Annotated in this window: 17 protein-coding genes and 6 tRNA genes; 15 read left to right on the top strand and 8 right to left on the bottom strand. The window is 62.3% G+C overall.

All coding sequences use genetic code 11. From position 1 onward, the window contains the following. Nucleotides 1–5: 5 nt before the first annotated feature. A complete protein-coding gene (locus tag ACT5M9_RS09340) occupies nt 6–1604 on the top strand; it encodes a BCCT family transporter (RefSeq protein WP_438551548.1) in 1599 nt (532 codons plus the stop codon). Nucleotides 1605–1677: 73 nt separating this feature from the next. On the opposite strand, the gene mutS is transcribed toward ACT5M9_RS09340, so the two are convergent. Both mutS and ACT5M9_RS09330 read right to left on the bottom strand, forming a co-directional pair. Then, a complete protein-coding gene (gene mutS, locus ACT5M9_RS09335) occupies nt 1678–4248 on the bottom strand; it encodes a DNA mismatch repair protein MutS (protein ID WP_457981888.1) in 2571 nt (856 codons plus the stop codon). A 259-nt stretch (nt 4249–4507) separates the two neighbouring features. Further along, on the bottom strand, nt 4508–4915 hold the full coding sequence (locus ACT5M9_RS09330) for a Spy/CpxP family protein refolding chaperone (protein WP_457981889.1): 408 nt from the start codon (nt 4913–4915) through the stop codon (nt 4508–4510). A 266-nt stretch (nt 4916–5181) separates the two neighbouring features. Here ACT5M9_RS09330 and pncC point away from each other — a divergent pair, with 266 nt between their 5' ends. The 12 genes from pncC (at nt 5182) to ACT5M9_RS09270 (ending at nt 12749) form a co-directional block, all read left to right on the top strand. Then, nucleotides 5182–5673: a nicotinamide-nucleotide amidase gene (gene pncC / locus ACT5M9_RS09325; protein ID WP_457982041.1), complete on the top strand. Its 492-nt coding sequence runs from the start codon at nt 5182–5184 to the stop codon at nt 5671–5673. An 80-nt stretch (nt 5674–5753) separates the two neighbouring features. Further along, nucleotides 5754–6818 (top strand): recombinase RecA, encoded by a 1065-nt coding sequence (gene recA, locus ACT5M9_RS09320; protein ID WP_457981890.1) that lies wholly within the window; start codon nt 5754–5756, stop codon nt 6816–6818. Between the two features lie 35 nt (nt 6819–6853). Beyond that, nucleotides 6854–7369 carry a regulatory protein RecX gene (locus ACT5M9_RS09315; RefSeq protein WP_457981891.1) on the top strand — a complete coding sequence of 172 codons (516 nt, stop codon included), beginning with the start codon at nt 6854–6856 and terminating at the stop codon, nt 7367–7369. Between the two features lie 334 nt (nt 7370–7703). Beyond that, nucleotides 7704–10328 (top strand): alanine--tRNA ligase, encoded by a 2625-nt coding sequence (alaS, locus tag ACT5M9_RS09310; RefSeq protein ID WP_457981892.1) that lies wholly within the window; start codon nt 7704–7706, stop codon nt 10326–10328. Between the two features lie 16 nt (nt 10329–10344). Then, the gene (locus tag ACT5M9_RS09305) at nt 10345–11592 is read left to right on the top strand and encodes an aspartate kinase (protein WP_438551542.1); all 1248 of its coding nucleotides are present in this window, start codon (nt 10345–10347) and stop codon (nt 11590–11592) included. A gap of 92 nt (nt 11593–11684) precedes the next feature. Next, nucleotides 11685–11873 carry a carbon storage regulator CsrA gene (gene csrA, locus ACT5M9_RS09300; RefSeq protein ID WP_005315760.1) on the top strand — a complete coding sequence of 63 codons (189 nt, stop codon included), beginning with the start codon at nt 11685–11687 and terminating at the stop codon, nt 11871–11873. 213 nt (nt 11874–12086) lie between these two features. Next, nucleotides 12087–12179 (top strand) — tRNA-Ser (locus ACT5M9_RS09295). Nucleotides 12180–12182: 3 nt separating this feature from the next. After that, nucleotides 12183–12259 (top strand) — tRNA-Arg (locus tag ACT5M9_RS09290). A gap of 98 nt (nt 12260–12357) precedes the next feature. Beyond that, nucleotides 12358–12434: transfer RNA gene (locus tag ACT5M9_RS09285), tRNA-Arg, on the top strand. A gap of 26 nt (nt 12435–12460) precedes the next feature. Then, a tRNA-Arg gene (locus tag ACT5M9_RS09280) sits at nt 12461–12537 on the top strand. 29 nt (nt 12538–12566) lie between these two features. Beyond that, nucleotides 12567–12643, top strand: a tRNA-Arg gene (locus ACT5M9_RS09275). A 29-nt stretch (nt 12644–12672) separates the two neighbouring features. Next, nucleotides 12673–12749, top strand: a tRNA-Arg gene (locus ACT5M9_RS09270). 429 nt (nt 12750–13178) lie between these two features. Here the strand turns inward: ACT5M9_RS09270 and pbpG are convergent. The 6 genes from pbpG to pepA form a co-directional block, all read right to left on the bottom strand. Further along, nucleotides 13179–14006 (bottom strand): D-alanyl-D-alanine endopeptidase, encoded by an 828-nt coding sequence (gene pbpG / locus ACT5M9_RS09265; RefSeq protein WP_457981893.1) that lies wholly within the window; start codon nt 14004–14006, stop codon nt 13179–13181. A 137-nt stretch (nt 14007–14143) separates the two neighbouring features. Beyond that, nucleotides 14144–14809 carry a DedA family protein gene (locus ACT5M9_RS09260; RefSeq protein ID WP_438551540.1) on the bottom strand — a complete coding sequence of 222 codons (666 nt, stop codon included), beginning with the start codon at nt 14807–14809 and terminating at the stop codon, nt 14144–14146. An 18-nt stretch (nt 14810–14827) separates the two neighbouring features. Continuing rightward, nucleotides 14828–16120, bottom strand: coding sequence for a hemolysin family protein (locus ACT5M9_RS09255; protein ID WP_457981894.1), 1293 nt, complete (start codon nt 16118–16120; stop codon nt 14828–14830). A 275-nt stretch (nt 16121–16395) separates the two neighbouring features. Next, nucleotides 16396–19248, bottom strand: coding sequence for a valine--tRNA ligase (locus tag ACT5M9_RS09250; RefSeq protein ID WP_457981895.1), 2853 nt, complete (start codon nt 19246–19248; stop codon nt 16396–16398). 62 nt (nt 19249–19310) lie between these two features. Further along, complete coding sequence (locus tag ACT5M9_RS09245; RefSeq protein ID WP_457981896.1) at nt 19311–19763, bottom strand: DNA polymerase III subunit chi; 453 nt, start codon at nt 19761–19763, stop codon at nt 19311–19313. Nucleotides 19764–19916: 153 nt separating this feature from the next. Beyond that, nucleotides 19917–21428: a leucyl aminopeptidase gene (gene pepA, locus ACT5M9_RS09240; RefSeq protein WP_438551536.1), complete on the bottom strand. Its 1512-nt coding sequence runs from the start codon at nt 21426–21428 to the stop codon at nt 19917–19919. Between the two features lie 172 nt (nt 21429–21600). Between pepA and lptF the strand changes: the two genes are divergently transcribed. After that, complete coding sequence (gene lptF / locus ACT5M9_RS09235) at nt 21601–22713, top strand: LPS export ABC transporter permease LptF (protein WP_438551535.1); 1113 nt, start codon at nt 21601–21603, stop codon at nt 22711–22713. 25 nt (nt 22714–22738) lie between these two features. After that, on the top strand, nt 22739–23809 hold the full coding sequence (gene lptG, locus ACT5M9_RS09230; protein WP_457981897.1) for an LPS export ABC transporter permease LptG: 1071 nt from the start codon (nt 22739–22741) through the stop codon (nt 23807–23809). Nucleotides 23810–23872 lie beyond the last annotated feature (63 nt).

The raw sequence follows: 23872 nt of genomic DNA, 5'->3' as shown, positions 1-23872 counted from the left end.
GCCAGATGAGAGCAACCAAAGGGCTGTTGAAAGGCCTCAATCCCACCATGGCCATGACGGCCCTGACCGTCGTGACCCTGTTCCTGCTGTTCGGCGTCTTCGATCCCGATACCGCGGGCACCTGGTTTACCGGTGCCAAGGACACCATCATCGCCGGCTTCAAGTGGTACTACATTCTGGTGGTCGCCCTGTTCCTGTTCTTCGCCGTCTACCTGATGTTCAGTCGCTTCGGCAGCATCCGACTGGGCGACGACGACCAGGTACCGGAATTTGGCTACTTCGCCTGGTTCTCCATGTTGTTCAGCGCCGGCATGGGCATAGGCCTGGTGTTCTGGAGCATCGCCGAGCCCATGTACCACCTGCAGAGCAATCCCTTCATCACCGAGGGGATGACGCCGGAGGCGGCCCAGATCGCCATGCGGCTCACCTTCTTCCACTGGGGCCTGCATCCCTGGGCCATCTATGTGATCGTCGGCCTGTCGCTCGCGTTCTTCAGCTATCGCCGCAAGCTGCCGCTGGCCATCCGCTCCGTGCTTTATCCCATCCTCGGTGAGCGCATCTACGGCTTCTGGGGCCACGCGGCCGACGTGCTGGCGGTGTTCGGCACAGTATTCGGGGTGGCAACCTCCCTGGGGCTCGGGGTCTCCCAGATGAACACGGGCCTCAACCAGATGTTCGGCATGGGGGTCTCCCAGACCAACCAGCTCTGGCTCATCGGGGTCATCAGCGTGATCGCGACCCTGTCGGCCATCTCGGGGGTGGGGCGCGGGGTGAAGATCCTCTCCGAGCTCAACATCTGGCTCAGCGTCTTCGTGCTTGCCCTCTTCCTGGCGCTGGGGCCGACCACCTACCTGCTCAACGCCTATGTTCAGAACATCGGCGACTACCTGCAGAACATCGTCAAGCTGAGCTTCTGGACGAACACCGAGGCCAACGGCACCTCGGCCTGGCAGTCGAGCTGGACCGCCTTCTACTGGGGCTGGTGGATCGCCTGGGCGCCCTTTGTCGGCATGTTCATCGCCCGCATCTCCAAGGGCCGCACCATCCGCGAGTTCGTGCTCGGCGTCTTGCTGGTGCCCTCCCTGCTCGGCATGCTCTGGCTCACCGTGTTCGGCGGCACCGCCATGAACCTCGAGCTGTTCGGCAGTGGTGGCGTGGTGGAGGCGGTCAACCAGGACGTGACACTGGCGCTCTACAAGACGGTGGAGCTGTTGCACTGGGAGACCTTCGGCTGGATCGCCAAGGGAGTGCTGACCCTGCTCATCTGCACCTACTTCATCACTTCCAGCGACTCGGGCACGCTCGTGATTACGACGCTGCTCTCCATCGGCGATCAGGATCCCCCCGTGTTGCACCGCGCCATCTGGGGGCTGGGTCAGGGACTGGTGGCGGCCATATTGCTGGTCTCCGGTGGGCTGGCGGCCCTGCAGGCGGCCAGCATCATAGCGGCGCTGCCCTTCTCCCTGATCATGCTGGCCATGTGCTACTCCCTGATGCTGGGGCTCAAGCAGGAGAGCCAGCGCCAGTTCGAGTACAGGCAGAACCTCAAGCGTCACGACGGCTCCACCCACATGAGCCTGATTGACCGGATAGGGCCGGCCTGACGGGCAAGTGGCAAGAGATGCAATAAAAAGGGGAACCGCGAGGTTCCCCTTTTTGCATTCCGCAGCCTGCCTGTCAGAGCAACTGCTTGAGGCGATAGAGCAGATCCAGCGCCTGGCGGGGGCTCAGCTCGTCCGGACGCACCGCCGCCAGCTCCTCCACCACGGGGTGGGGCTGGGGGGCCAGCGTCACGGGGGCCGGGCGCGCTTCGCCGGCGGGGGACGGGGTGGCGCTCTCCAGCTCCGCCAGCTTGTGGCGCGCCTGATGGATCACCGCTTTCGGCACCCCCGCCAGGGCCGCCACCTGCAGGCCGTAGGAGCGGCTGGCCGCCCCCTCCTGCACCGCATGCATGAAGGCGATGGTATCCCCGTGTTCAACGGCGTCCAGATGGACGTTGGCCAATCCCTCCATGAGCGCCGTCAGCTGGGTCAGCTCGAAGTAGTGGGTGGCGAACAGGGTGTAGGCGCCTATTTTGCTCGCCAGCTGCTCGGCGCAGGCCCAGGCGAGCGACAGCCCGTCGTAGGTGCTGGTGCCGCGGCCAATCTCGTCCATCAGCACCAGGCTGCGGGCGGTGGCGTTGTTGAGGATGTTGGCGGTCTCGGTCATCTCCACCATAAAGGTGGATCTCCCCGAGGCTAAGTCGTCCGACGCGCCGATGCGGGTGAAGATGCGATCGATGGGGCCGATGCGGGCGCTGCTCGCCGGCACATAGGCACCGATGTGGGCCAGCAGCACGATGAGGGCGGTCTGGCGCATGTAGGTGGACTTACCCCCCATGTTCGGGCCCGTGATGATCAGCATGCGACGACTGCGTTGCAGGTTTATCGGGTTGGCGATAAAGGGATCCGTCATCACCTGCTCCACCACGGGGTGGCGACCAGCCTCGATCAGGATCTGATCCTCCTCGATCAGGGTGGGGCAGCGGTAGTCCAGGGTCTCGGCCCGTTCGGCGAGGTTCGCCAGCACGTCCAGCTCCGCCAGGGCGGCGGCGGATTCCTGCAGCTCGCCGAGGTGGGGCAGCAGGGTGTCGAGCAACTCCTCGTAGAGCCGCTTCTCCAGTGCCAGCGCCTGGGCCTGGGCGGTGAGCACCTTGTCCTCGTACTTCTTGAGCTCATCGATGATGTAGCGCTCGTTGTTCTTGAGGGTCTGGCGGCGGATGTAGTGGGCCGGCACCAGGTGGCTGTTGGCGCGGCTCACCTCGATGTAGAAGCCGTGCACCTTGTTGTAGCCGACCTTGAGGGTATTGATGCCGGTGAGCGCCTTCTCCCGCTCCTCGATGCGGGCGAGGCTCGCGGTGGCGCCGTTGGCAAGATCCCTCAGCTCGTCCAGCTCCTGGTTGAAGCCGTCGCGGATGACGCCACCGTCGCGGATCAGCACAGGCGGCACCTCCATCACGGCTCGCTCCAGCAGGTCCAGCAGCTCGGGGAAGGTGCTGGCGCGCTCCGCGAGCTGTTGCACGGCCTCGTGCTCGCTGTCTGCAAGCAGCCGTTGCAGCTCGGGCAGCTGGCCGAAGGCCTGGCGCAGCCGGGTGAGATCGCGGGGACGGGCACTGCGCAGGGCGAGGCGCGCCAGCACCCGCTCCACGTCGCCGACCTGGCGCAGCAGGCCACCCAGATCGTCGTAGAGGTTCTGCTCGATGAGCTCGGCTATGGTGCTCTGGCGCCCCTTGAGGATCACCCGATCCCGGATCGGCTGGTGGATCCAGCGCTTGAGCAGCCGGCTGCCCATGGGGGTGGCGGTCCTGTCCAGCACCTCGGCCAGGGTATTGTCGTAACCGCCCGCCAGGTTCTGGGTCAGCTCCAGGTTGCGGCGGGTGGCGGCATCCATGATGACGGCGTGATCCGGCTGCTCGAGGCGCACGCCGCGGATGTGGGGCAGGGCGGTGCGCTGGGTGTCCTTCACGTACTGCATCAGGCAGCCGGCGGCGCACAGGGCGGTCTCGCTCTGCTCGACGCCGAAGCCCACCAGATCCTGGGTGCCAAACTGCTGGCACAAGAGCTTGCGGGCAGTCCCCAGTTCGAACTCCCACTCCGGACGGCGGCGCAGGCCGCGGCGGCCCTCCACGTGGCGCAGGAACTCGAAGGATTCCGGGTAGAGCAGCTCCGCCGGGTTGGTGCGCTGCAGCTCCGCCAGCAGGGTCTCTTCCTTGTCGAACTGGTTGATGAAGAAGCGGCCGGAGCCGATGTCCAGGGTGCCGTAGCCGAAGCGGCGGCCGTCGTGATAGACGGCGGCGATCAGGTTGTCCTGACGTTCGCTGAGCAGCGCCTCGTCGGAGACGGTGCCCGGGGTGATGATGCGTACCACCTTGCGCTCCACCGGCCCCTTGCTGGTAGCGGGGTCCCCCACCTGCTCGCAGATGGCGGCAGACTCGCCGAGCTGCACCAGCTTGGCCAGATAACCCTCGATGGCGTGATAGGGCACCCCGGCCATGGGGATGGGGCTGCCGGCGGACTGGCCGCGCTTGGTCAGGGAGATGTCGAGCAGCTGGGAGGCCTTGCGGGCATCGTCGTAGAAGAGTTCGTAGAAGTCGCCCATCCGGTAGAACAGCAGTATCTCCGGGTTCTCGGCCTTGAGGGTCAGGTACTGCTGCATCATGGGGGTGTGGGCGCTGAGGGTGGCGCCGCTGACTGGGTGCTGTGCTGTCATGTGCTATTCCAGAAGGTGCTCTGGCAGGGAAGCGTCTGCCATCTTGGGTCTGAATCTGGCAGCCATTCTACATGCTCGGGGGCGGATGGTGAGGGGGAATCTCCGTCTTGGGGGCAAAGTGGCGTCCCGTCGCGGGTTTGTGCATCCGGAGCAGCTGACCAGAGTGGGCCTGGGCCGGCGTCAGGCCGAGAGAGTCGTGGGGGAGGAAATAAGATCCCCGCACGGATGCGGGGATGGGAGAAACGGGGGAGAGCCGCCCTTAGTACATGGCCTCGCCGCCGCTCAGCATCTCGTGCAGCTTGGCCTTCTGCTCGGCGGTCAGCACCTTGCTCACCTCGAACAGGTAGTGGGCACGGTAGTAGCGAGCCTCGGCCTGGACGTTGCTGATGGTCTGCAGCTGCTTCTTGGCCGCCGCCTCGTCCCACTTGCCGCTCTTGATCATGTTGACGATGACGTCCTGGCCGATGGCATCGAGCTTGACCGAGCCCAGCTCCTTGGCCGCCTGCTCCCGCAGCCCCTTGATCTGTTCAACCTGGGCGCTGGAGAGGTTCAGCTCCTGGGCCAGGGTGGTTTCGGTCTGCAACTCGGGGGCGTTCTCGGCGGCGAAGGTCTGGGTGCTCACACAGATCGCCAGCGCGGCCATGGCAACTTTAAACTGATGCTTCATCTGTCTTTCTCCATGTTTTCATAGGCATGTATTCATCAAATGGATACCGCCAACGAGGCGGTGCCTGTTGATTATAGAGAGCCCCCATGTACTGGAGCTTAAGCGCCGGTCATTTGCCGAGGCGTTCACCAGGCTCATCCGGATAGTGGCCACGGGGGCACCTGAACTAGGCTGACGCAGCGATGGCCTGGCGGGTTGTCCACGGGTGGGGGCAATTGCATAATGAGGCCCATATTTCGCCCGAACGGGCCAACGAGGGCATGATGATGGGGCTTGATGCAGAGATCGCCCGCCTATCCCGGGAGCTGGGAGAGGCGCTGACCGCGCGGGGCTGGCTGGCCGCCACGGCGGAGTCCTGTACCGGCGGCGGCGTGGCCACCGCTATCACCGACATCGCCGGCAGTTCGGGTTGGTTCGATCGGGGGTTCGTCACCTACACCAACGAGGCCAAGCAGCAGATGCTGGGGGTCAGCATCGACAGCCTGCTGCGTCACGGTGCCGTCAGCGAGGCCGTGGTGCTGGAGATGGCCAGGGGCGCCCTGGCACGCTCCGATGCGGGCATCAGCGTGGCCATCAGCGGCATCGCCGGCCCGGGGGGCGGCAGCGATGACAAGCCGGTCGGAACCGTCTGGTTCGCCTGGGCGGACAAGAGCGGTCGCCAACACTCCCTGCTGGCCCGCTTCGACGGTGACCGGCAGCAGGTGCGGCAACAGGCCGTCAGACAGGCTCTCTCCGGTTTGTTGGCCCTGCTCAGATAATTTGGGCTTGATACTGTATGCATAAACAGTATACTTAGCCCAACTTCATTTCTTTATCACGATTCCCAGCGGAGATTGGCATGGATCAGAACAAACAGAAGGCACTGGCGGCTGCGCTGGGGCAGATCGAGAAGCAGTTCGGCAAGGGTTCCATTATGCGTCTGGGCGACAGCAAGACCATGGACATCGAAGCCATCTCCACCGGCTCCCTCTCCCTGGACGTGGCGCTGGGGATCGGCGGCCTGCCCTGTGGCCGTATCGTCGAGATCTACGGCCCGGAGTCTTCCGGCAAGACCACCCTGACCCTGCAGGTGATCGCCGAGGCCCAGAAGAAGGGCAAGACCTGTGCCTTCGTCGATGCGGAGCACGCGCTGGACCCCATCTATGCTGCCAAGCTCGGAGTCAACGTCGATGATCTGCTGATCTCCCAGCCGGACACCGGTGAGCAGGCTCTCGAGATCTGCGACATGCTGGTGCGCTCCAACGCCGTCGACGTCATCATCGTCGACTCCGTGGCCGCCCTGACTCCGAAGGCGGAAATCGAAGGCGAGATGGGGGATTCCCACGTCGGCCTGCAGGCCCGCCTGATGTCCCAGGCCCTGCGCAAGCTGACCGCCAACATCAAGAACGCGAACTGCCTGTGCATCTTCATCAACCAGATCCGGATGAAGATCGGCGTCATGTTCGGCAGCCCGGAAACCACCACGGGTGGTAACGCCCTGAAGTTCTACGCCTCCGTACGCCTCGACATCCGTCGCACCGGCGCCATCAAGGAAGGGGACGAAGTGGTCGGTAACGAGACCCGTGTCAAGGTCGTCAAGAACAAGGTGGCGCCTCCCTTCAAGCAGGCAGAGTTCCAGATCTTCTACGGGGCCGGTATCTCCAAGGAAGGCGAGCTGGTGGACTTGGGCGTCAAGCACAAGCTGATCGACAAGGCCGGTGCCTGGTACAGCTACAACGGCGAGAAGATTGGTCAGGGCAAGGCCAACGTGATGAAGCTGTTCTCCGAGAACAAGGCGATGGCGGCGGAAGTGGAAGCCCGTTTGCGCGAGCTGCTGCTGTCGGGAGCCATCCCGCAGGAAGGCAAGGCCGAGGTGGTCGAGGCCGATGAGTTCGAGCCTGAAAACGAGCAAGAATACGAGTAACAAAGAGGCCGGGTTGATACCCGGCCTTCTCATATATGGTCGATGCATCCATGTCAGAACCCGTAGATTCCCCACTCCCCGAACTCTCGTTTGAGGAGCAGTTTGCCGCGGCTCGCGCCTTTGCCATGCGCAGTCTGGCGCGGCGGGAGAGCGCCGAGTCCGAGCTGGCGAACCGGCTGCGCAAGCAGGGCTTCGATGAGACCGTGGTGGAGGCCGTCCTCGACTACTGTCGCGGCCATCACTGGGTCGATGACGAACGCTACGGTGCCATGGCGGTGCGGGCCGGTGCCGCCAAGGGGCACGGCCCCATCAAGATCCGATTCGACCTGCGCCGCAAGGGGCTGGATGACGGTCAGATAGAGGCGGCGTTCGAGCAACCCGAGCTTGACTGGTTCGAACTGGCGGCCGAGCTGCTGCAGCGGCGCGCCAGGGTGGCCGATCTCGCGGACTTCAAGTTGCGCATGAAGTGGCTCAAATACCTGCTGGGGCGGGGCTTCAATCAGGAGCAGGCCCGGTATGCCATCGCCCAGATGCAGGGGCAGGAAGAGTAGCCCCTGAGGGCGAGTCAGTGACGGCCTCTGGCTTGATGCCTTGGCCGTCTCTCTATCACCAGCTATCGCCAGAGTGATCTGCCCAGCGCCCTTGCCGTCACAGGGCGCTCGTAATTCATATAGAGTCGCCGCCTGCAGCGGCTGTCGTGGCCTGCGACCGCGGTTTTTGCCCCCGATTTTCCCCTTTCTCGCCCCGCCATTCACGAGGGCCTGTCAGCATCCTTCCCGAACGGGGCTTTTTCACCCATCAGGGGCCGGCACGTTTTACTTTACCCCGCAGAAAACTTACATTATTGCGATTAAAAGTCCGTATCCGAATCAAGCAGGATTTTCCATGTATATGTCCACGTCAGAGTTACGCGCCGCGTTTCTCGAGTATTTCCGCTCCCAGGGGCATCAGGTTGTCTCCTCCAGCTCCCTGGTCCCCCACAACGACCCAACTCTGCTGTTCACCAACGCAGGGATGAACCAGTTCAAGGACGTGTTCCTTGGCGCAGACAAGCGTGCCTATCATCGTGCCACCACGGCCCAGCGCTGCGTACGGGCCGGCGGCAAGCACAATGACCTGGAAAACGTGGGCTATACCGCCCGTCACCACACCTTCTTCGAGATGCTGGGCAACTTCAGCTTCGGTGACTACTTCAAGCAGGACGCCATCCGTTTTGCCTGGGAATTCCTGACCGGTACCCTCAAGCTGCCCAAAGAGCGCCTGCTGGTGACCGTGTACGAGACGGACGACGAAGCATTCAACATCTGGGCCAACGAGATCGGCGTGCCCACCGATCGCATCGTGCGCATCGGTGACAACAAGGGCGCGGCCTTTGCCTCCGATAACTTCTGGCAGATGGGTGACACCGGCCCCTGCGGCCCCTGCACCGAGATCTTCTATGACCACGGCGATCACATCCAGGGTGGCCCTCCCGGCTCCCCGGAGGAGGACGGCGATCGCTTCATCGAGATCTGGAACGTGGTCTTCATGCAGTTCAACCGTCAGGCCGACGGCACCATGGAGCCGCTGCCCCGCCCGTCCGTGGATACCGGCATGGGTCTTGAGCGCATCTCCGCCATCCTGCAGGGGGTGCACTCCAACTACGAGATCGACATCTTCCAGGCGCTGATCAAGAAGGCCGCCGAGATCGTCGGCACCAGCGATCTGAGCAATCAATCCCTGCGCGTCATCGCCGACCACATCCGCTCCTGCGCCTTCCTGGTGGCTGACGGCGTCATGCCGTCCAACGAAGGCCGTGGCTATGTGCTGCGCCGCATCATTCGCCGCGCCGTGCGTCACGGTCGCAAGCTGGGCGCCACCGAGGTGTTCTTCTACAAGCTGGCCGCCGAACTGGCGGTGCAGATGAAGGACGTGGCGGCCGAGCTCATCGCCCAGCTGCCCCTGGTGGAGCGCGTGCTGCGCATCGAGGAAGAGCAGTTCGTCCGCACCCTGGACCGTGGTCTGCTGCTGCTGGAAGACGTGCTGGCCAACCTGGGGGATGCCAAGGTGATCCCGGGTGAGGTGGTCTTCAAGCTGTACGACACCTACGGCTTCCCGGCCGATCTGACCGCAGACGTGGTGCGCGAGCGCGAGATCGGCATCGACGAGGAAGGGTTCCACGTCGAGATGGCCAAGCAGCGCGCCCGTGCCAAAGAGGCCTCCAGCTTCGGCGTAAACTACAACGATGTCTTGAAACTCGACTTCGAGACACCATTTACCGGTTACAAGCAACTCAGCGAAAAAACCACTGTCGTTGGCATCTACAAGGATGGTGTCGAGGTGAATGGCCTGATCGCCGGCGAAGAAGCCGTGGTGGTGCTGGCTGAGACCCCCTTCTACGCGGAGTCCGGCGGTCAGGTGGGTGACAGCGGTGTGCTCAAGGTGGACGACGGCATCTTCGCCGTGACCGACACCCAGAAGGCGGGCAAGGCCATCATTCACAAGGGTTATCTGGAACTGGGCACTCTGGAGAAGGGCGCCGAGGTGGAAGCCGAGGTCGATGGGGAGCGCCGTCAGGCCGTGGCCCTGAACCACTCGGTCACTCACCTGTTGCACGCAGCCCTGCGCCAGGCGCTGGGGGATCATGTGACCCAGAAGGGTTCTCTGGTGGGGGCCGAGCGTATGCGCTTCGACTTCTCCCACTTCGAAGGCCTGACCATGGCGACCATTCGCCGCATCGAGGAGCTGGTCAACGCCCAGATCCGAGCGAACCACGACGTCACTACCCAGGTCATGGATCTGGAGGCGGCCAAGTCCGCCGGCGCCATGGCGCTGTTTGGCGAGAAGTACGAAGACGACGTGCGCGTGGTGCGCATGGGGGACTACTCCACCGAGCTGTGTGGCGGTACCCACGCCAAGCGCACCGGTGATATCGGCTTCTTCAAGATCATCGCCGAGAGCGGCATCGCCGCCGGGGTGCGTCGCATCGAGGCGGTGACCGGCAAGGGTGCCATCGACTTCATGCACCAGCTGGGTGAGCAGATCGAAGAGGCGGCCGCCTTGGTGAAGGGGGATCAGTTCTCCATCGCCGACAAGGTACGCCAGCTGATGGACAAGGCCAAGCTGATGGAGCGCGAGCTGGAACAGCTCAAGGCCAAGCTGGCGGCCCAGGCGGGCAGCGACCTGCTGAGCCAGGTGATCGAGATCAACGGCCAGAAGGTGCTGGTTGCGGCCCTGGACGGCGCGGATCCCAAGTCTCTGCGCGGCATGCTGGACGAGCTGAAGAACAAGATGAAATCCGGTGTCGTGCTGCTGGCGACCAGCAGCGATGACAAGGTCAATCTGATCGCCGGTGTCACCAACGATCTGACCGCCAAGGTGAAGGCCGGCGAGCTGGTCAACCTGGTGGCCCAGCAGGTGGGTGGCAAGGGCGGTGGTCGTCCCGACATGGCGCAGGCGGGGGGAACCCAGCCCGAGGCCGTGCCGGCGGCACTGCAATCCGTACACTCCTGGCTGGAAGAGCGCCTGTAAACGGGCGAGGTGATCTGTGGCACTCTATGTACAGAAGTACGGCGGCACCTCGGTCGGCACGCTGGAACGAATAGCGGCTGTCGCCGAACGGGTGGCCCTGACCCGCGCCCAGGGACATGATGTGGTGGTGGTCGTCTCCGCCATGTCGGGTGAGACCAACCGGTTGCTGGGCATGGCCCAGCAGCTGGATCCGGATGCCAACCGGCGCGAGATGGACGTGCTGGTCTCCACCGGTGAGCAGGTCACCATAGCGCTGCTGGCCATCGCATTGAACCAACGGGGTTGCCCTGCGGTCTCAATGACCGGTGATCAGGTGCGCATTCACACCGATTCCGCCTATGGCAAGGCGCGCATCACCCACATCGATACCGAGCAGGTGCAGGCCGCACTGGGTGAGGGCAAGGTGGTGGTGATCGCCGGTTTCCAGGGGCGTGATGAGCACAATGCCATCACCACCCTGGGCCGGGGTGGGTCGGATACCACTGCGGTGGCGGTGGCGGCGGCCATCAAGGCCGATGAATGCCAGATCTTTACCGATGTGGATGGGGTCTATACCACGGATCCGCGCATCGAGCCCAAGGCCAGACGCCTCTCTACCATCACCTTCGAGGAGATGCTGGAGATGGCGAGTCTGGGGGCCAAGGTGCTGCAGATCCGTTCGGTGGAATTCGCGGGCAAGTACCGCGTACCGCTGCGGGTGCTGTCGAGTTTCGTCGACGGAGAGGGAACCTTAATCACATATGGAGATGAGAGGATGGAAGCACCCCTGGTTTCCGGCATTGCGTTCAACCGCAACGAGGCGAGCCTGACCATTCTGGGTGTGCCGGACAGACCCACGGTGGCGGCGCAGATCCTGAATCCGATCAGCGATGCCAACATAGATGTCGACATGATAGTGCAGAACACCCTGGGGGATGGCACCGCCGACTTCACCTTCACGGTGAATCGCGATGACTACCGCCGGGCCCGCGCCCTGCTGGAGCAGACAGCCACCGAACTGGGTGCCGCCTGCGTACAGGGCAACGGGGAGATCGCCAAGGTCTCCATCGTCGGGGTCGGCATGTGGAATCACCCGGGCGTTGCGCGCACCATGTTCAAGGTATTGGGCGAGGAGGGGATCAACATGCAGCTGATCTCCACCTCTGAAATCAAGATATCCGTGGTGATTGACGAGAAGTACCTGGAGCTGGCGGTGCGCTCGTTGCACGCCGCGTTCGGGTTGGATCAAGAGCCCCATGAGCAGCCCTTGGGCAACAATCCCTGATTGATTTAGTTTCAACCATTTACCATATCGGTATCTTTGTAAGATAATGGCCATATCGATATAAATACAAAACAGGATACAGGAGCAAGCGAATGCTTATTTTGACTCGTCGAGTAGGGGAAACCCTGATGATCGGTGACGAAGTGACCGTGACCGTACTGGGTGTGAAAGGCAATCAGGTACGTATCGGTGTGAACGCACCGAAAGAGGTCTCAGTGCACCGCGAAGAGATCTACATGCGGATACAGGCCGAGAAAGTGCCGGGTCAACCGAACTTCTAAGCCGCATCCCCAAGCTGCTATAAGGCGACATATCATGTGTCGCCTTTTGTTTTTCCGGGCCTTGCAAACGGCTCGCAGGGCGCGAAAGTCGTGGGTAAGTACCCATATTGCTTGAATATTCCACTCTTTGGCCAAATGCTGAGCGAACGCTCTGTTTTCTCCAAAAAAGTGTTTGACTAAAAATCCCTGTGAAGTATTATCAGCCCCGCAAACGGAGAGGTGGCCGAGAGGCTGAAGGCGCTCCCCTGCTAAGGGAGTATGCGGCTTATACCCGCATCGGGGGTTCGAATCCCCCCTTCTCCGCCATTTGCGCCCGTAGCTCAGCTGGATAGAGTACCTGGCTACGAACCAGGTGGTCAGAGGTTCGAATCCTCTCGGGCGCACCATATTAGACTCACGATGAGTCATGTATCGACCTTCAGCACGTCGGTACGCTATAAAAGGCTTACTGTTGAGTAAGCTTTTTTTATCGCTTTAAATCAGGGCGCCCGTAGCTCAGCTGGATAGAGTACCTGGCTACGAACCAGGTGGTCAGAGGTTCGAATCCTCTCGGGCGCACCATTTAAAGTGAAGTCAATGATTTATGAGCGCCCGTAGCTCAGCTGGATAGAGTACCTGGCTACGAACCAGGTGGTCAGAGGTTCGAATCCTCTCGGGCGCACCATTTTATAAAGCAATGTCAAAAGTTTGTGAGCGCCCGTAGCTCAGCTGGATAGAGTACCTGGCTACGAACCAGGTGGTCAGAGGTTCGAATCCTCTCGGGCGCACCATTTTAAGAAGCAATGTCAAAAGTTGATGAGCGCCCGTAGCTCAGCTGGATAGAGTACCTGGCTACGAACCAGGTGGTCAGAGGTTCGAATCCTCTCGGGCGCACCATATAGACAGCTCCGACTCAGGTCGGGGCTGTTTTTTTATGTACCAAAATTATCCCCTTGGCATGCAGTTATTTGCCTGCTCGCCCCGATTTTCCTCCGCTCTGCGAGCTGCGCAGGTGTCTGGTCACGATGTCCCGGTGCTTCCCATACCGCCTCAGACGCCCACCACAGCGCTGAGCGCATTCTCACTGCCCACGCCCCCCATGCCGTCCCCATCCCCTGGTCGCCACCCAGACAGGCTGGGGAGGCCTGTGTGCCACGCCTCCCCGTGCGCTGGCGGGGGTCTGTTATGCCTCAAGGCAGGTTGGGACAGGGGATGGAGTGTTTCATATCTTGACCCTCCCATCATCTGCGCGGGTCTGGATGAACGATGGGGTCCGCGCAATAAAAAAGGATGCCGAGGCATCCTTTTTCACGTTCCAGCATCCGCTCAGCTCTTGAGCCACTTGCGAATGCGGTTGGCATCGCCGATGGGGGTGCGCTTGCCCACCGAGTTGAGCAGCACTATGGCCAGCTCCTGGCGATCCGGCTTGGCGCGCATCAGCAGGCAGCGGCCCGCCTCGTCGGTGTAGCCGGTCTTGGAGAGGCGCACGTCCCAGTCCGGGTTCTTCACCAGGGGGTTGGTGTTGTTGAACATCAGGCTGTAGGAGGGGGTGGAGAAGCGCATCTCCATGCTGTCGTTCTGGGTGAACTGGCGGATCAGCGGCTGGCGATAGGCCACCGAGATGAGTTTGGCCAGATCCTGGGCGGTGGAGACGTTGCGGGTCGACAGGCCGGTGGAGTCATAGTAGCGGGTGTTGCGCATGCCAAGCTGCCTGGCCTTGTTGTTCATGGCCCGCACGAAGGCGGCGCGGCCACCGGGGTAGTGGCGGGCCAGCGCCGAGGCCATGCGGTTCTCGGAGGACATCAGCGCCAGGTGCAGGGCATCCCGACGGCTCACCTTGGTGCCGAAGCGCACCCGGGAGTAGGTGTGCTTGAGGTTGTCCCTGTCGTTCTGATCCACGGTCAGGGTTTGGCTCAGGTTCTGCTTGGCATCCAGCACCACCAGGGCCGTCATCAGCTTGGTGAGGGAGGCGATGGGGCGCACCTGGGTGGGGTTCTTCTGGTAGAGGGTCTTGCCCGTATTGACGTCCATCACCAGGGCGCTGCCCGATTTCAGTTGCAGCTTGGCCGGGTTGGGGGCCGCCATGGCTGCGGGCAGCCCCAGCATGCCCATCAGGCCACACACCAGCGCGATTGCGCGAATCCGACACCCCATACAACGACTCCATCCACGGCGAAAAAAAGGCGCTAGATTCACTCATTTTTGCCCCTGCTTTACAAGAGCGTGAGGGGGGAATTCGTTATTTATTTCCATAAAAAAGGGCCGCCCTCTGGCGACCCCTTTTCTGTGCCTCACGGCTTGGAGACGGTGGCCTTGCGTTTGCTCCACCAGCGCCAGACCAGGGCAATCAGGCCGCCGACCAGCAGCACCAGCGGCAGGCAGAGGATGATGCTGAGGAACTGGGACTCGTACTGCGCGGCCAGCTTGGTGTGGCTCAGGTAGTAGCCCAGGCCCACCAAAGGGCAGATCCACATGATGGAGCTGATGAGGTTCACCACCAGGAAGCGGCCCTGGGGGATCTCGTTGGCCCCGACGATGTAGGGGTAGGCGGTGCGCACGAAGGCGATGTAGCGGGCGGTGATCAGGGTGATGATGCCGTACTTGTTCAGCAGGTAGTAGACCTTCTCCTTGTGCCGCTCTTCCAGGTGAGACATCAGCCTGTGGTACATCTGGGTATGGCCGAGGAAGCGCCCCTGCATGTAGCCGAGCCAGGTACCGACGAAGGTGGCCAGGATCAGCAGCGGGATCACCGCGAGCGGCAGTACCCCCTGATAGATCAGCACGCCGGTCAGGATCAGCAGGGTATCCCCTGGCAGGAAGGCGGTCGGGATGAAGCCATTCTCCAGCACCAGGAAGGTCAGCAGGACGACATAGACCATGAAGACCATCTTGGGATCGGACAGAGCCGCCAGATCCTGATTAATGAAGGCGTGAGCCAGGTGGTAAAACTGCTCCATACAAGCAAACTCCGCAGGTTAGCTGGGTTGGTCGGTCAGCGGCATGGCGAGCACCTTGTCGATGCGCAGGCCGTCCATATCCACGATTTCCAGTTGCCACTGCTCCAGGGTGACGATGTCTCCGGTCTGGGGCAGGCGGCCAAGGAGCAGCATGATAAGCCCTCCAAGGGTGTGATAGTGATGTTTTTCTTCTTCCGGCAGGCGAACCAGCTCCAGACAGTCCTTCAATTCGGGCAGAGGGATGAGGCCATCCAGCAGCCAGCTGCCGTCCGCGCGCTGGAAGGCCCAGTTGTCTTCGGCCCCCTCCTGCTGGAAGTCACCGGCCAGGGTTTCCAGCAGATCCTGCTGGGTCACCAGCCCCTGCAGCTCCCCGTATTCGTCCACCACCAGCACCATGTGCTCCGAGTGGGTTCTGAAATGGTTGAGCAGTTCCAGGCCGTTGAGGGTCTCCGGCAGCAGGCTGCCGTCCTGGGTCAGGGCCGCCAGATCGATGGGGTCCCCCTTGATGTAGGCGTGCAGCACCCGGCTGACGTTGAGGATGCCCACCAGATCCGACAGGCTGCCGTCACAGACCGGGAAGAAGCCGTGGCGATACTCCACCAGACGCTGCAGGTTGACCTCCAGCGGCAGGGAGAGGTCGATGTAGCGGATGTCGCTGCGGGGGACCATCAGAGAGGCCAGGCTGCGTTCGTCGAGGCGGAACACGTTGCGCAGCATGGTGTGTTCGTGGTCTTCGATGATGCCGGCCTCGGAGCCCTCCACCAGCATGGCGTGGATCTCCTCCTGGGTGACGTTGTTGCTGTTGCTCTGATCGACCCGCAGTATGCGCAGGCTGGCATGGGTGGAGGCGGAGAGCAGCCAGACGAAGGGGCGGGTCAGGGTCGCCAGCCACAGCATGGGGCGGGCCACCAGGCAGGCGATGCGCTCGGCGCTGAGCTGACCGAGACGCTTGGGCACCAGTTCCCCCACCACGATGGAGAGATAGGTCACCAGTACCACGACGACGACGGTGGAGATCAGGCTGCTGCTCTTGGGGGAGAACCCCCACTCCTGCAGCCAGAGCGCGAATGGCTGGGCCAGCAGGGATTCGCCGTAGATACCGTTGAGCAGGCCTATGCTGGTGATGCCGATCTGGACGGCAGAGAGGAAATGGGTCGGATTCTCCCCCAGTTTGAGGGCGATGGCGGCGGAGCGGCTCCCCTCGCTGGCCATCTTGCCAAGGCGCGCCTTGCGGGCGGTGACGATGGCGATTTCCGACATGGCGAAGACGCCATTGAGCAAAATCAATCCAAGCAGGATCAATATTTCCATACTGCGACAGCACTCCTGATAGAAAAGGTCGCTGGCAGTGTAATGAATTTGCGGGCGATACGCTTGTGAAAGCAGGGGATCTGGCTCGTGAATTTTTGAATTTCATGCGTGGCATGGGCAGAAGAAAGGGGGATCGGCTCGGCCTTGCCGCGGTGGGGCAGGGGTTGGAGACGAGAATAGAAGCAGGTGTGGAGACGGACCAATTCGGCGCTGGGTAGGGTGGTAAATAAAAAAGCCCCCGCAAGTCGGGGGCTTTTGGCTGGTAATGGCGTCGCTTAGAGGGCGGCGATCTCGGCCTGCTGGGCTTCCAGCTTGACCAGCTGGAGGCGGTAGTCTTCCAGCTTCTCGCGCTCCTTGGCGATGACGGCATCCGGCGCCTTGGCCACGAAGGCCTCGTTGCCGAGCTTGCCTTCGATGCGGGCGCACTCGCCGGTGAGCTTGGCGAGCTCTTTCGCCAGACGGGCCAGCTCGGCCTCCTTGTCGATGAGGCCCGCCATGGGGATCATCAGCTCGGTGGCACCGATCAGCTTCTTCACCGACAGGGGGGCGGTTTCACCTTCGCCCAGCACGCGGATGGACTCCAGACGGGCCAGAGACTTCAGGAAGGCCTCGTTGTCTGCGGCACGGCCGGCATCCTTGGCGTCGCATTTGAGCAGCACGTTCAGCCCCACGCTCGGCGCCACGTTCATCTCGGCACGGATGTTGCGGATGCCGACGATGAATTCCTTCACCCACTCCTGATCCGCCATGGCGGTCTCGTCCAGCTTGGCGCCGTCGAACTCCGGGAAGGCCTGCAGCATGATGGTATCGGCGTGCACGCCGGCCAGCGGAGCCACCGACTTCCAGATGGTCTCTGTGATGAAGGGGATGATGGGGTGCGCGAGGCGCAGCAGGGTTTCCAGCACGTTCACCAGGGTGTGGCGGGTGGCGCGCTGCTCAGGCGCAGAGCCCTTGCCCAGCACCGGCTTGGTCAGCTCCAGATACCAGTCGCAGAACTGGTTCCAGATAAACTCGTACAGCACGCCGGCGGCCATGTCGAAGCGATAGGTGTCGAGGGCGGTGCGGAAGTCGCGGATGGCGACCTGCAACTGGGACTGGATCCAGCGATCCGCCAGGCTGAACTGCATCTCGCCGCCGTTCAGGCCGCAATCCTGCTCTTCGGTGTTCATCAGCACGTAGCGGGAGGCGTTCCACAGCTTGTTGCAGAAGTTGTTGTAGCCATCCAGGCGCTTCATGTCCCAGTTGATGTCACGACCGGTAGAGGCCAGCGCCGCCAGGGTGAAGCGCAGGGCGTCGGTGCCGTGGGCCTCGATCCCTTCCGGGAACTGCTTGGCTGTACGCTTGGCGATCTTCTCGGCCATCTGCGGCTGCATCATGTTGCCGGTGCGCTTCTCAAGCAGGTCCGGCAGGGAGATGCCATCGATCATGTCGAGAGGATCCAGCACGTTGCCCTTGGACTTGGACATCTTCTGGCCCTCTTCATCCCGGATGAGGCCGGTGATGTAGACGGTCTTGAATGGTACCTGCGGAGTGCCATCTTCGTTTTTGATGAAGTGCATGGTCATCATGATCATCCGGGCGATCCAGAAGAAGATGATGTCGAAGCCGCTCATCAGCACGTCGGTGGGGTGGAAGGTCTTGAGCGCCTCTGTGTTGTTCGGCCAGCCCAGGGTGGAGAAGGTCCAGAGGGCGGAGCTGAACCAGGTGTCCAGCACGTCTTCGTCCTGACGCAGCACGGTCACGGACGGGATATTGTGTTTGGCGCGCACCTCGGCCTCGTCGCGACCGACGTAGACCTTGCCGGCCTCGTCATACCAGGCCGGGATGCGGTGACCCCACCACAGCTGACGGGAGACACACCAGTCCTGAATGTCGCGCATCCAGGAGAAGTACATGTTCTCGTATTGCTTGGGCACGAACTGGATGCGGCCATCTTCCACCGCCTCGATGGCGGTCTTGGCCATGGGGGCCACGCGCACATACCACTGGTCGGTCAGCATGGGCTCGATGGGCACGCCGCCGCGATCGCCGTAAGGCTGTTGCAGCACGTGATCCTTGGTCTCGGCCAGCAAGCCCAGCTCGTCCAGCTTGGCCAGGATAGCCTTGCGGGCGGCGAAGCGCTCGAGACCGGCGAACTCGCTCGGCAGGGCGGCATCGTAGGCGGTGCTCGGGTTGCCGTTGGTGTCGACCACTTCGGCCTCGGCGCGCACGTGGGCGTCCAGGGTGAAGATGTTGATCATCGGCAGGTTGTGGCGCTTGCCCACTTCGTTGTCGTTGAAGTCGTGGGCCGGGGTGATCTTCACGCAGCCGGTGCCCTTCTCCATGTCGGCGTGCTCGTCGGCGACGATGGGGATCAGACGGTTGGTCAGCGGCAGCAGGATGTGCTGGCCGATCAGGGCCTTGTAGCGCGGATCTTCCGGGTTCACGGCGACGGCGGTGTCACCCAGCATGGTCTCAGGGCGGGTGGTGGCGACGATCAGGTGATCCTGACCCTCGGCGGTCTTGGCGCCGTTCGCCAGCGGGTAGCGCAGGTGCCACATGTGGCCCTTGATCTCGCGATTCTCCACTTCCAGATCGGAGATGGCGGTGTTGAGCTTGGGATCCCAGTTCACCAGGCGCTTGCCACGGTACATCAGGCCATCTTCGTACAGACGCACGAACACTTCCTGCACGGCTTCGGAGAGGCCCGGATCCATGGTGAAGCGCTCGCGCTCCCAGTCCACGGAGTCGCCGAGGCGGCGCATCTGGCGGGTGATGGTGCCACCGGACTCTTCCTTCCACTGCCAGATCTTGTCGATGAAGGCATCGCGGCCGTAGTCGTGACGGGTCTTGCCCTCTTCGGCGGCGATCTTGCGTTCCACCACCATCTGGGTGGCGATGCCGGCGTGGTCACAGCCCGCCTGCCACAGGGTGTTCTTGCCCTGCATGCGGTTGTAGCGGATCAGGGTGTCCATCAGGGTCTGCTGGAAGGCGTGACCCATGTGCAGGCTACCGGTGACGTTCGGCGGCGGGATCATGATGCAGAAGGAGTCTTTGCTGGTGTCACCGTGGGGCTTGAAGTAACCCTGGGATTCCCAGTGCTGGTAGAGCGCCTGTTCGATGGCGTTGTGATTGAAGGTCTTTTCCATGGTCTCGCCGTATTCTGGATGGATGCTGGTGTGAATGGATTCGGGATACGCGGGGACGGCCGTCAGGCCTGCGCCGGATCCGGTGCGGCAGCGGGCTGATCCCTCATCTCGAGGGTGTGCCCCGCCTGGCGATACTGCTTGTAGCGCTCGCGGGCTTGCTGCTTCTGCGTTTCCTCAGTGGGGACAAAATCTACCACTTGAGCGAAGTGTCCTGCAAACAAAGGTGTCTGCTCGGTCAGGTTGATGAGGCGGGCGTAGCGCCGCTTAGGCGGCTGATGGCCTATCTCCACCGGCGCCTGGCCGGCTTCCCCCTGCAGCTGATGGGGCACGAAGCGATCCGGTGGCAGTTGCCAGAGCAACTCGTCGAGGCGCTGTGCCTGGGTATCGTCGCTGCACAGCAGGTAGATATGACCCGAACTCCAGGAGTCGGCTGCAAGCTGGCAGGCGAGGCGTTCGCAGGCGTTGCCGCGCTCGTCATCCTGCTCGTTCATCAGATAAAAGGTCACTTGGCTCATCAGGTCAGTCCCGTTTGGCTGTGACGGACAGCGATTGGCCGTCTTCTGGGGCGCCGTGCGGTGCGCGGTTTCCCAATGTTCTCAATGAAACAAGGAAGAGGCGAGCCTCTTCCTTGTGATACCACTCTCCCGATGGGGCGTAGAAGAGAAGGCTTATTCCTTGTCTTCGACGTCCGCCACACCGGCTCGATTGAGCAGGAACTGGGTCAACAGGGGCACGGGACGACCGGTGGAGCCCTTCTCCTTGCCGCTCTTCCAGGCGGTACCGGCGATATCCAGGTGCGCCCAGTTGTACTTCTTGGTGAAGCGCGACAGGAAGGCGGCAGCCGTGATGGTGCCGGCCGGGCGACCACCGATGTTGGCCATGTCGGCGAACGGACTTTCCAGTTGCTCCTGATACTCCTCGAACAGGGGCAGGCGCCAGGCGCGATCGCCGGCCTGCTCGGAGGCGTTCAGCAGCTCGTGGGCCAGGGGGTTGTGGTTCGCCAGCAGCCCGGAGGTGTGGTGACCCAGGGCGATGATGCAGGCGCCGGTCAGGGTGGCCACGTCGATGACGGTCTCGGGATCGTAGCGGTCCACGTAGGTGAGGGCATCGCACAGTACCAGGCGACCCTCTGCGTCGGTGTTAAGCACCTCGACGGTCTGGCCTGACATGGTGGTGAGGATGTCACCGGGACGATAGGCGTTGCCACCCGGCATGTTCTCGCAGCCCGCCAGCACGCCGATGACGTTGATGGGCAGTTGCAACTGGGCCAGGGCGTGCATGGTGCCGAGCACGGAGGCAGCCCCACCCATGTCGTACTTCATCTCGTCCATGCCCTCGGCCGGCTTGATGGAGATGCCGCCGGAGTCGAAGGTCAGACCCTTGCCCACCAGGACCACGGGCTTGGCGTCGCCGTTGCCCTTGTACTCGATGATGGCCATCATGGCTTCATTCTCGGAGCCGCGGGCCACCGCCAGGTAGGAGTTCATGCCGAGCTCGGCCATCTCCTGCTCGCCGATCACCTTGGTGGTGATGTTGTCATAGGCATCCGCCAGACGACGGGCCTGGGAGGCCAGATAGGCCGGGTTGCAGACGTTGGGCGGCATGTTCGCCACGTCGCGGCAGACGCGCACCCCTTTCGCCACGGCCAGGCCGTGGGTGATGGCGCGCTCGCCTATGGTCAATTCCCGACGTGTCGGCACGTTGAACACCAGCTTGCGCAGGGGACGGCGGGGCTCGGCCTTGTTGGTCTTGAACTGATCGAAGCTGTAGAGGCCCGCCTTGGTGGTTTCCACCGCCTGACGCACCTTCCAGTAGGTGTCACGACCCTTGACGTGCAGCTCGGTCAGGAAGCAGACGGCTTCCATGGACCCGGTCTCGTTCAGGGTGGTGATGGTCTTGTTGATGATCTGCTTGTACTGGCGTTCGTCGAGTTCCCGCTCCTTGCCACAACCCACCAGCAGCACGCGCTCGCTGAGCACGCCCGGTACTTGATGCAGCAACAGCATCTGGCCTGGTTTGCCTTCCAGATCGCCGCGGCGCAGCAGCGAGCTGAGGTAGCCGTCGCTGATCTTGTCCAGTTGTTCGGCAACCGGAGAGAGGCGACGGGGTTCAAACACGCCGACCACGACGCAGGCACTGCGTTGCTTCTCAGGACTGCCACTCTTTACACTGAACTCCATGGAATCTCCTACATCCTAAAGACAAAAGGCACCAATTATTGAATAATGCGGTGCTTGTTGGGGTATCAGAGGCGGAGCGAACAGCCACAGGCTCCGCAGTTCAAACTGGTAAAAATCCAATATAGGGCCCTATTTTTCAGGCATTCGACTAAAAACACAAGTTTACTTGGGAATGACTGTGATCGTTTTCCGATATTTGTTCAGGGAAACCCTGAAAACCCAGCTGGCGGTGTTATTCGTCCTGCTGCTTATCTTCGTCAGCCAGCAATTTATCCAGATCATCGGCGATGCCGCCGATGGCGAGGTGCCGACGCGCCTGGTCTCCACCCTGCTGTTGCTCAACCTGCCGAACATGGCGCTGTTGATGCTGCCCATCAGCCTGTTTTTAGCCATTTTGTTTGCTCACGGTCGCCTGTATGCCGAAAGCGAGATGACGGTGATGCACGCGGTGGGCTTCAGCCATCGCTTCGTGATGCGCAGCGCCCTGGTGCTGGCCCTGTTGACCGCCGCCGTGGCGGCCTTCAACACGGGTTGGGTCGCCCCCCAGGCCAAGGAGCGCGAATACCAGGTGATCGACGAGTTCAAGGCGGACCCCGGCATCTCCTTCCTGCAGGCGGGCCGCTTCATGGAGCTCGACAAGGGCCGGCTGGTCGCCTACATCCAGGATCTCAATGACAAGGGGTCCGAGCTGCAGAAGATCTTCGTGCTGCAGCGGGCCGAAGGAACTTCCCCTCCTTCCGTAGTGGTGGCCAGCGAAGGCCATGTGACGGCCGACAGCAACGGCCTGCAGTGGCTGACCCTGATCGACGGCTCCCGCTACGAGGGGCAGTTCACCGGCAAGAAATTCCAGGTCTCCGAGTTCAGCGAGTACAGCCTGGTGATCCGTCAGCAGGAGATGGAACGTTCCAACCGCAAGGCGGCGGCCAAACCGACCATGGAACTGCTCGGCACCCAGGACAATCAGCTGATGGCCGAACTGCAGTGGCGCCTGTCGCTGCCGCTTTCCATCCTGGTGCTCACCTTCCTGGTGGTGCCCCTTGCCCGGGTCAACCCGCGTCAGGGCCGTTACGCCAAGCTGCTGCCGGCCATCCTGCTCTATCTCTCCTACTTCCTGCTGCTCAGCGCCGCCCGCTCGGCCATCGACAGCGGTCGTCTGCCCCATTGGCCCGGCATGTTCCTGGTGCCCCTGGCCTATCTGCTGTTCATCGGTCTGCCCTTGAACCTGCAGGGGACCAGCTGGTGGAACGGGGTGAAAGGCCACTTTTTCAAAGGCAAATCAGCATGATGCTGCAACATAGGAATTACTGCTGATGTTTGGCATTCTCGATAGATACATCGGCCGGGTCATCTTCATGTCGATCCTGCTGTGCGAGCTGACCCTGGTCGGGCTGGCGGCGCTCATCAAGTATGTGGAGCAGCTCAAGGCGGTCGGGGAGGGCAACTATGACATGCTCAACGCCCTCTATTTCGTGGTGCTCTCCATGCCGAAAGAGGCGGTGCTCTTCTTCCCGCTGGCGGCCCTGCTCGGCGGCCTCATCGGCCTCGGTCAGCTGGCGACTACCTCGGAACTGGTGGTGATGCAGGCGGCGGGTCGCTCCAAGATCAGCATCGTCATGGCGGCCCTCAAGACGGCGATCCCCCTGATGCTGCTGGTGGGGCTGATGGGGGAGTACGTGGCCCCCGTCGCCAAGCGGATGGCGGATGACATCAAGGCGGGCGCCATGTCCGAAGGCCGGCTGACGGTCTCGGCCTACGGGGTCTGGGCCCGGGATGGCAACAACTTCGTCAACATCAACGGGGTGCGCAACGACGGTGCCCTGACCGGCATCACCCTGTACCGCTTCACCCCGTCCCGCAATCTCATCGACGTGATCCAGGCGCAGGAGGGGGTGTTCGAGCAACATCACTGGCTGCTCAAGGGGGTGCACATCACCCGCTTCGACGATCCCAAGCAGATCCAGGATGAGCAGCATACCCAGATGGAATGGAGCTCTGAACTGACGCCCAAGCAGCTCGGGGTGGTCAGCGTGGATCCGGAAAACCTGCCCATCTCCGGGCTGCGGGACTACATCGGCTATCTGGATGCAAACAAGCAGGATGCCGGTCGCTACAAGCTGGAGATGTGGCGCAAGCTGCTGTCGCCGCTCTCCGTGGTGGCCATGATACTGCTCGCTTCCTCCTTCATCTTCGGGCCCCTGCGCTCGGTGAGCATGGGGGCGCGGATGCTGATGGGGATCATGACCGGTTTCGCCGTCTATGTGAGCGATCGGGTGTTTGGCCCGGTGAGCCTGGTTTATGCGGTGCCGCCGATCCTGGCGGCCATCGCCCCCAGCCTGCTGTTTGGCGGCATCTCCTTCTATATCCTGAGCCGCAAGCAGTAGCGATATGAGGCGGGGAGGCGATGTCCCCCTCATCCTGCGCCGCAAGCGGCGAGCACTGAATGG

Source organism: Aeromonas sp. AE23HZ002T15, assembly GCF_054165525.2.
Note: the sequence above shows the minus strand (reverse complement) of the source record. Positions and strands in the feature narration are given on the sequence as shown.

Excerpts from the sequence above, each read along its gene's own strand:
- lptG (WP_457981897.1), top strand. The coding sequence starts at position 22,739 with ATGTTTGGCATTCTCGATAGATACATCGGCCGGGTCATCTTCATGTCG.
- mutS (WP_457981888.1), bottom strand. The coding sequence starts at position 4,248 with ATGACAGCACAGCACCCAGTCAGCGGCGCCACCCTCAGCGCCCACACC.
- recA (WP_457981890.1), top strand. The coding sequence starts at position 5,754 with ATGGATCAGAACAAACAGAAGGCACTGGCGGCTGCGCTGGGGCAGATC.
- pbpG (WP_457981893.1), bottom strand. The coding sequence starts at position 14,006 with ATGGGGTGTCGGATTCGCGCAATCGCGCTGGTGTGTGGCCTGATGGGC.
- ACT5M9_RS09260 (WP_438551540.1), bottom strand. The coding sequence starts at position 14,809 with ATGGAGCAGTTTTACCACCTGGCTCACGCCTTCATTAATCAGGATCTG.
- pncC (WP_457982041.1), top strand. The coding sequence starts at position 5,182 with ATGGGGCTTGATGCAGAGATCGCCCGCCTATCCCGGGAGCTGGGAGAG.
- ACT5M9_RS09255 (WP_457981894.1), bottom strand. The coding sequence starts at position 16,120 with ATGGAAATATTGATCCTGCTTGGATTGATTTTGCTCAATGGCGTCTTC.
- ACT5M9_RS09250 (WP_457981895.1), bottom strand. The coding sequence starts at position 19,248 with ATGGAAAAGACCTTCAATCACAACGCCATCGAACAGGCGCTCTACCAG.
- lptF (WP_438551535.1), top strand. The coding sequence starts at position 21,601 with ATGACTGTGATCGTTTTCCGATATTTGTTCAGGGAAACCCTGAAAACC.
- pepA (WP_438551536.1), bottom strand. The coding sequence starts at position 21,428 with ATGGAGTTCAGTGTAAAGAGTGGCAGTCCTGAGAAGCAACGCAGTGCC.
- ACT5M9_RS09315 (WP_457981891.1), top strand. The coding sequence starts at position 6,854 with ATGGTCGATGCATCCATGTCAGAACCCGTAGATTCCCCACTCCCCGAA.
- ACT5M9_RS09340 (WP_438551548.1), top strand. The coding sequence starts at position 6 with ATGAGAGCAACCAAAGGGCTGTTGAAAGGCCTCAATCCCACCATGGCC.
- csrA (WP_005315760.1), top strand. The coding sequence starts at position 11,685 with ATGCTTATTTTGACTCGTCGAGTAGGGGAAACCCTGATGATCGGTGAC.
- alaS (WP_457981892.1), top strand. The coding sequence starts at position 7,704 with ATGTATATGTCCACGTCAGAGTTACGCGCCGCGTTTCTCGAGTATTTC.
- ACT5M9_RS09245 (WP_457981896.1), bottom strand. The coding sequence starts at position 19,763 with ATGAGCCAAGTGACCTTTTATCTGATGAACGAGCAGGATGACGAGCGC.
- ACT5M9_RS09330 (WP_457981889.1), bottom strand. The coding sequence starts at position 4,915 with ATGAAGCATCAGTTTAAAGTTGCCATGGCCGCGCTGGCGATCTGTGTG.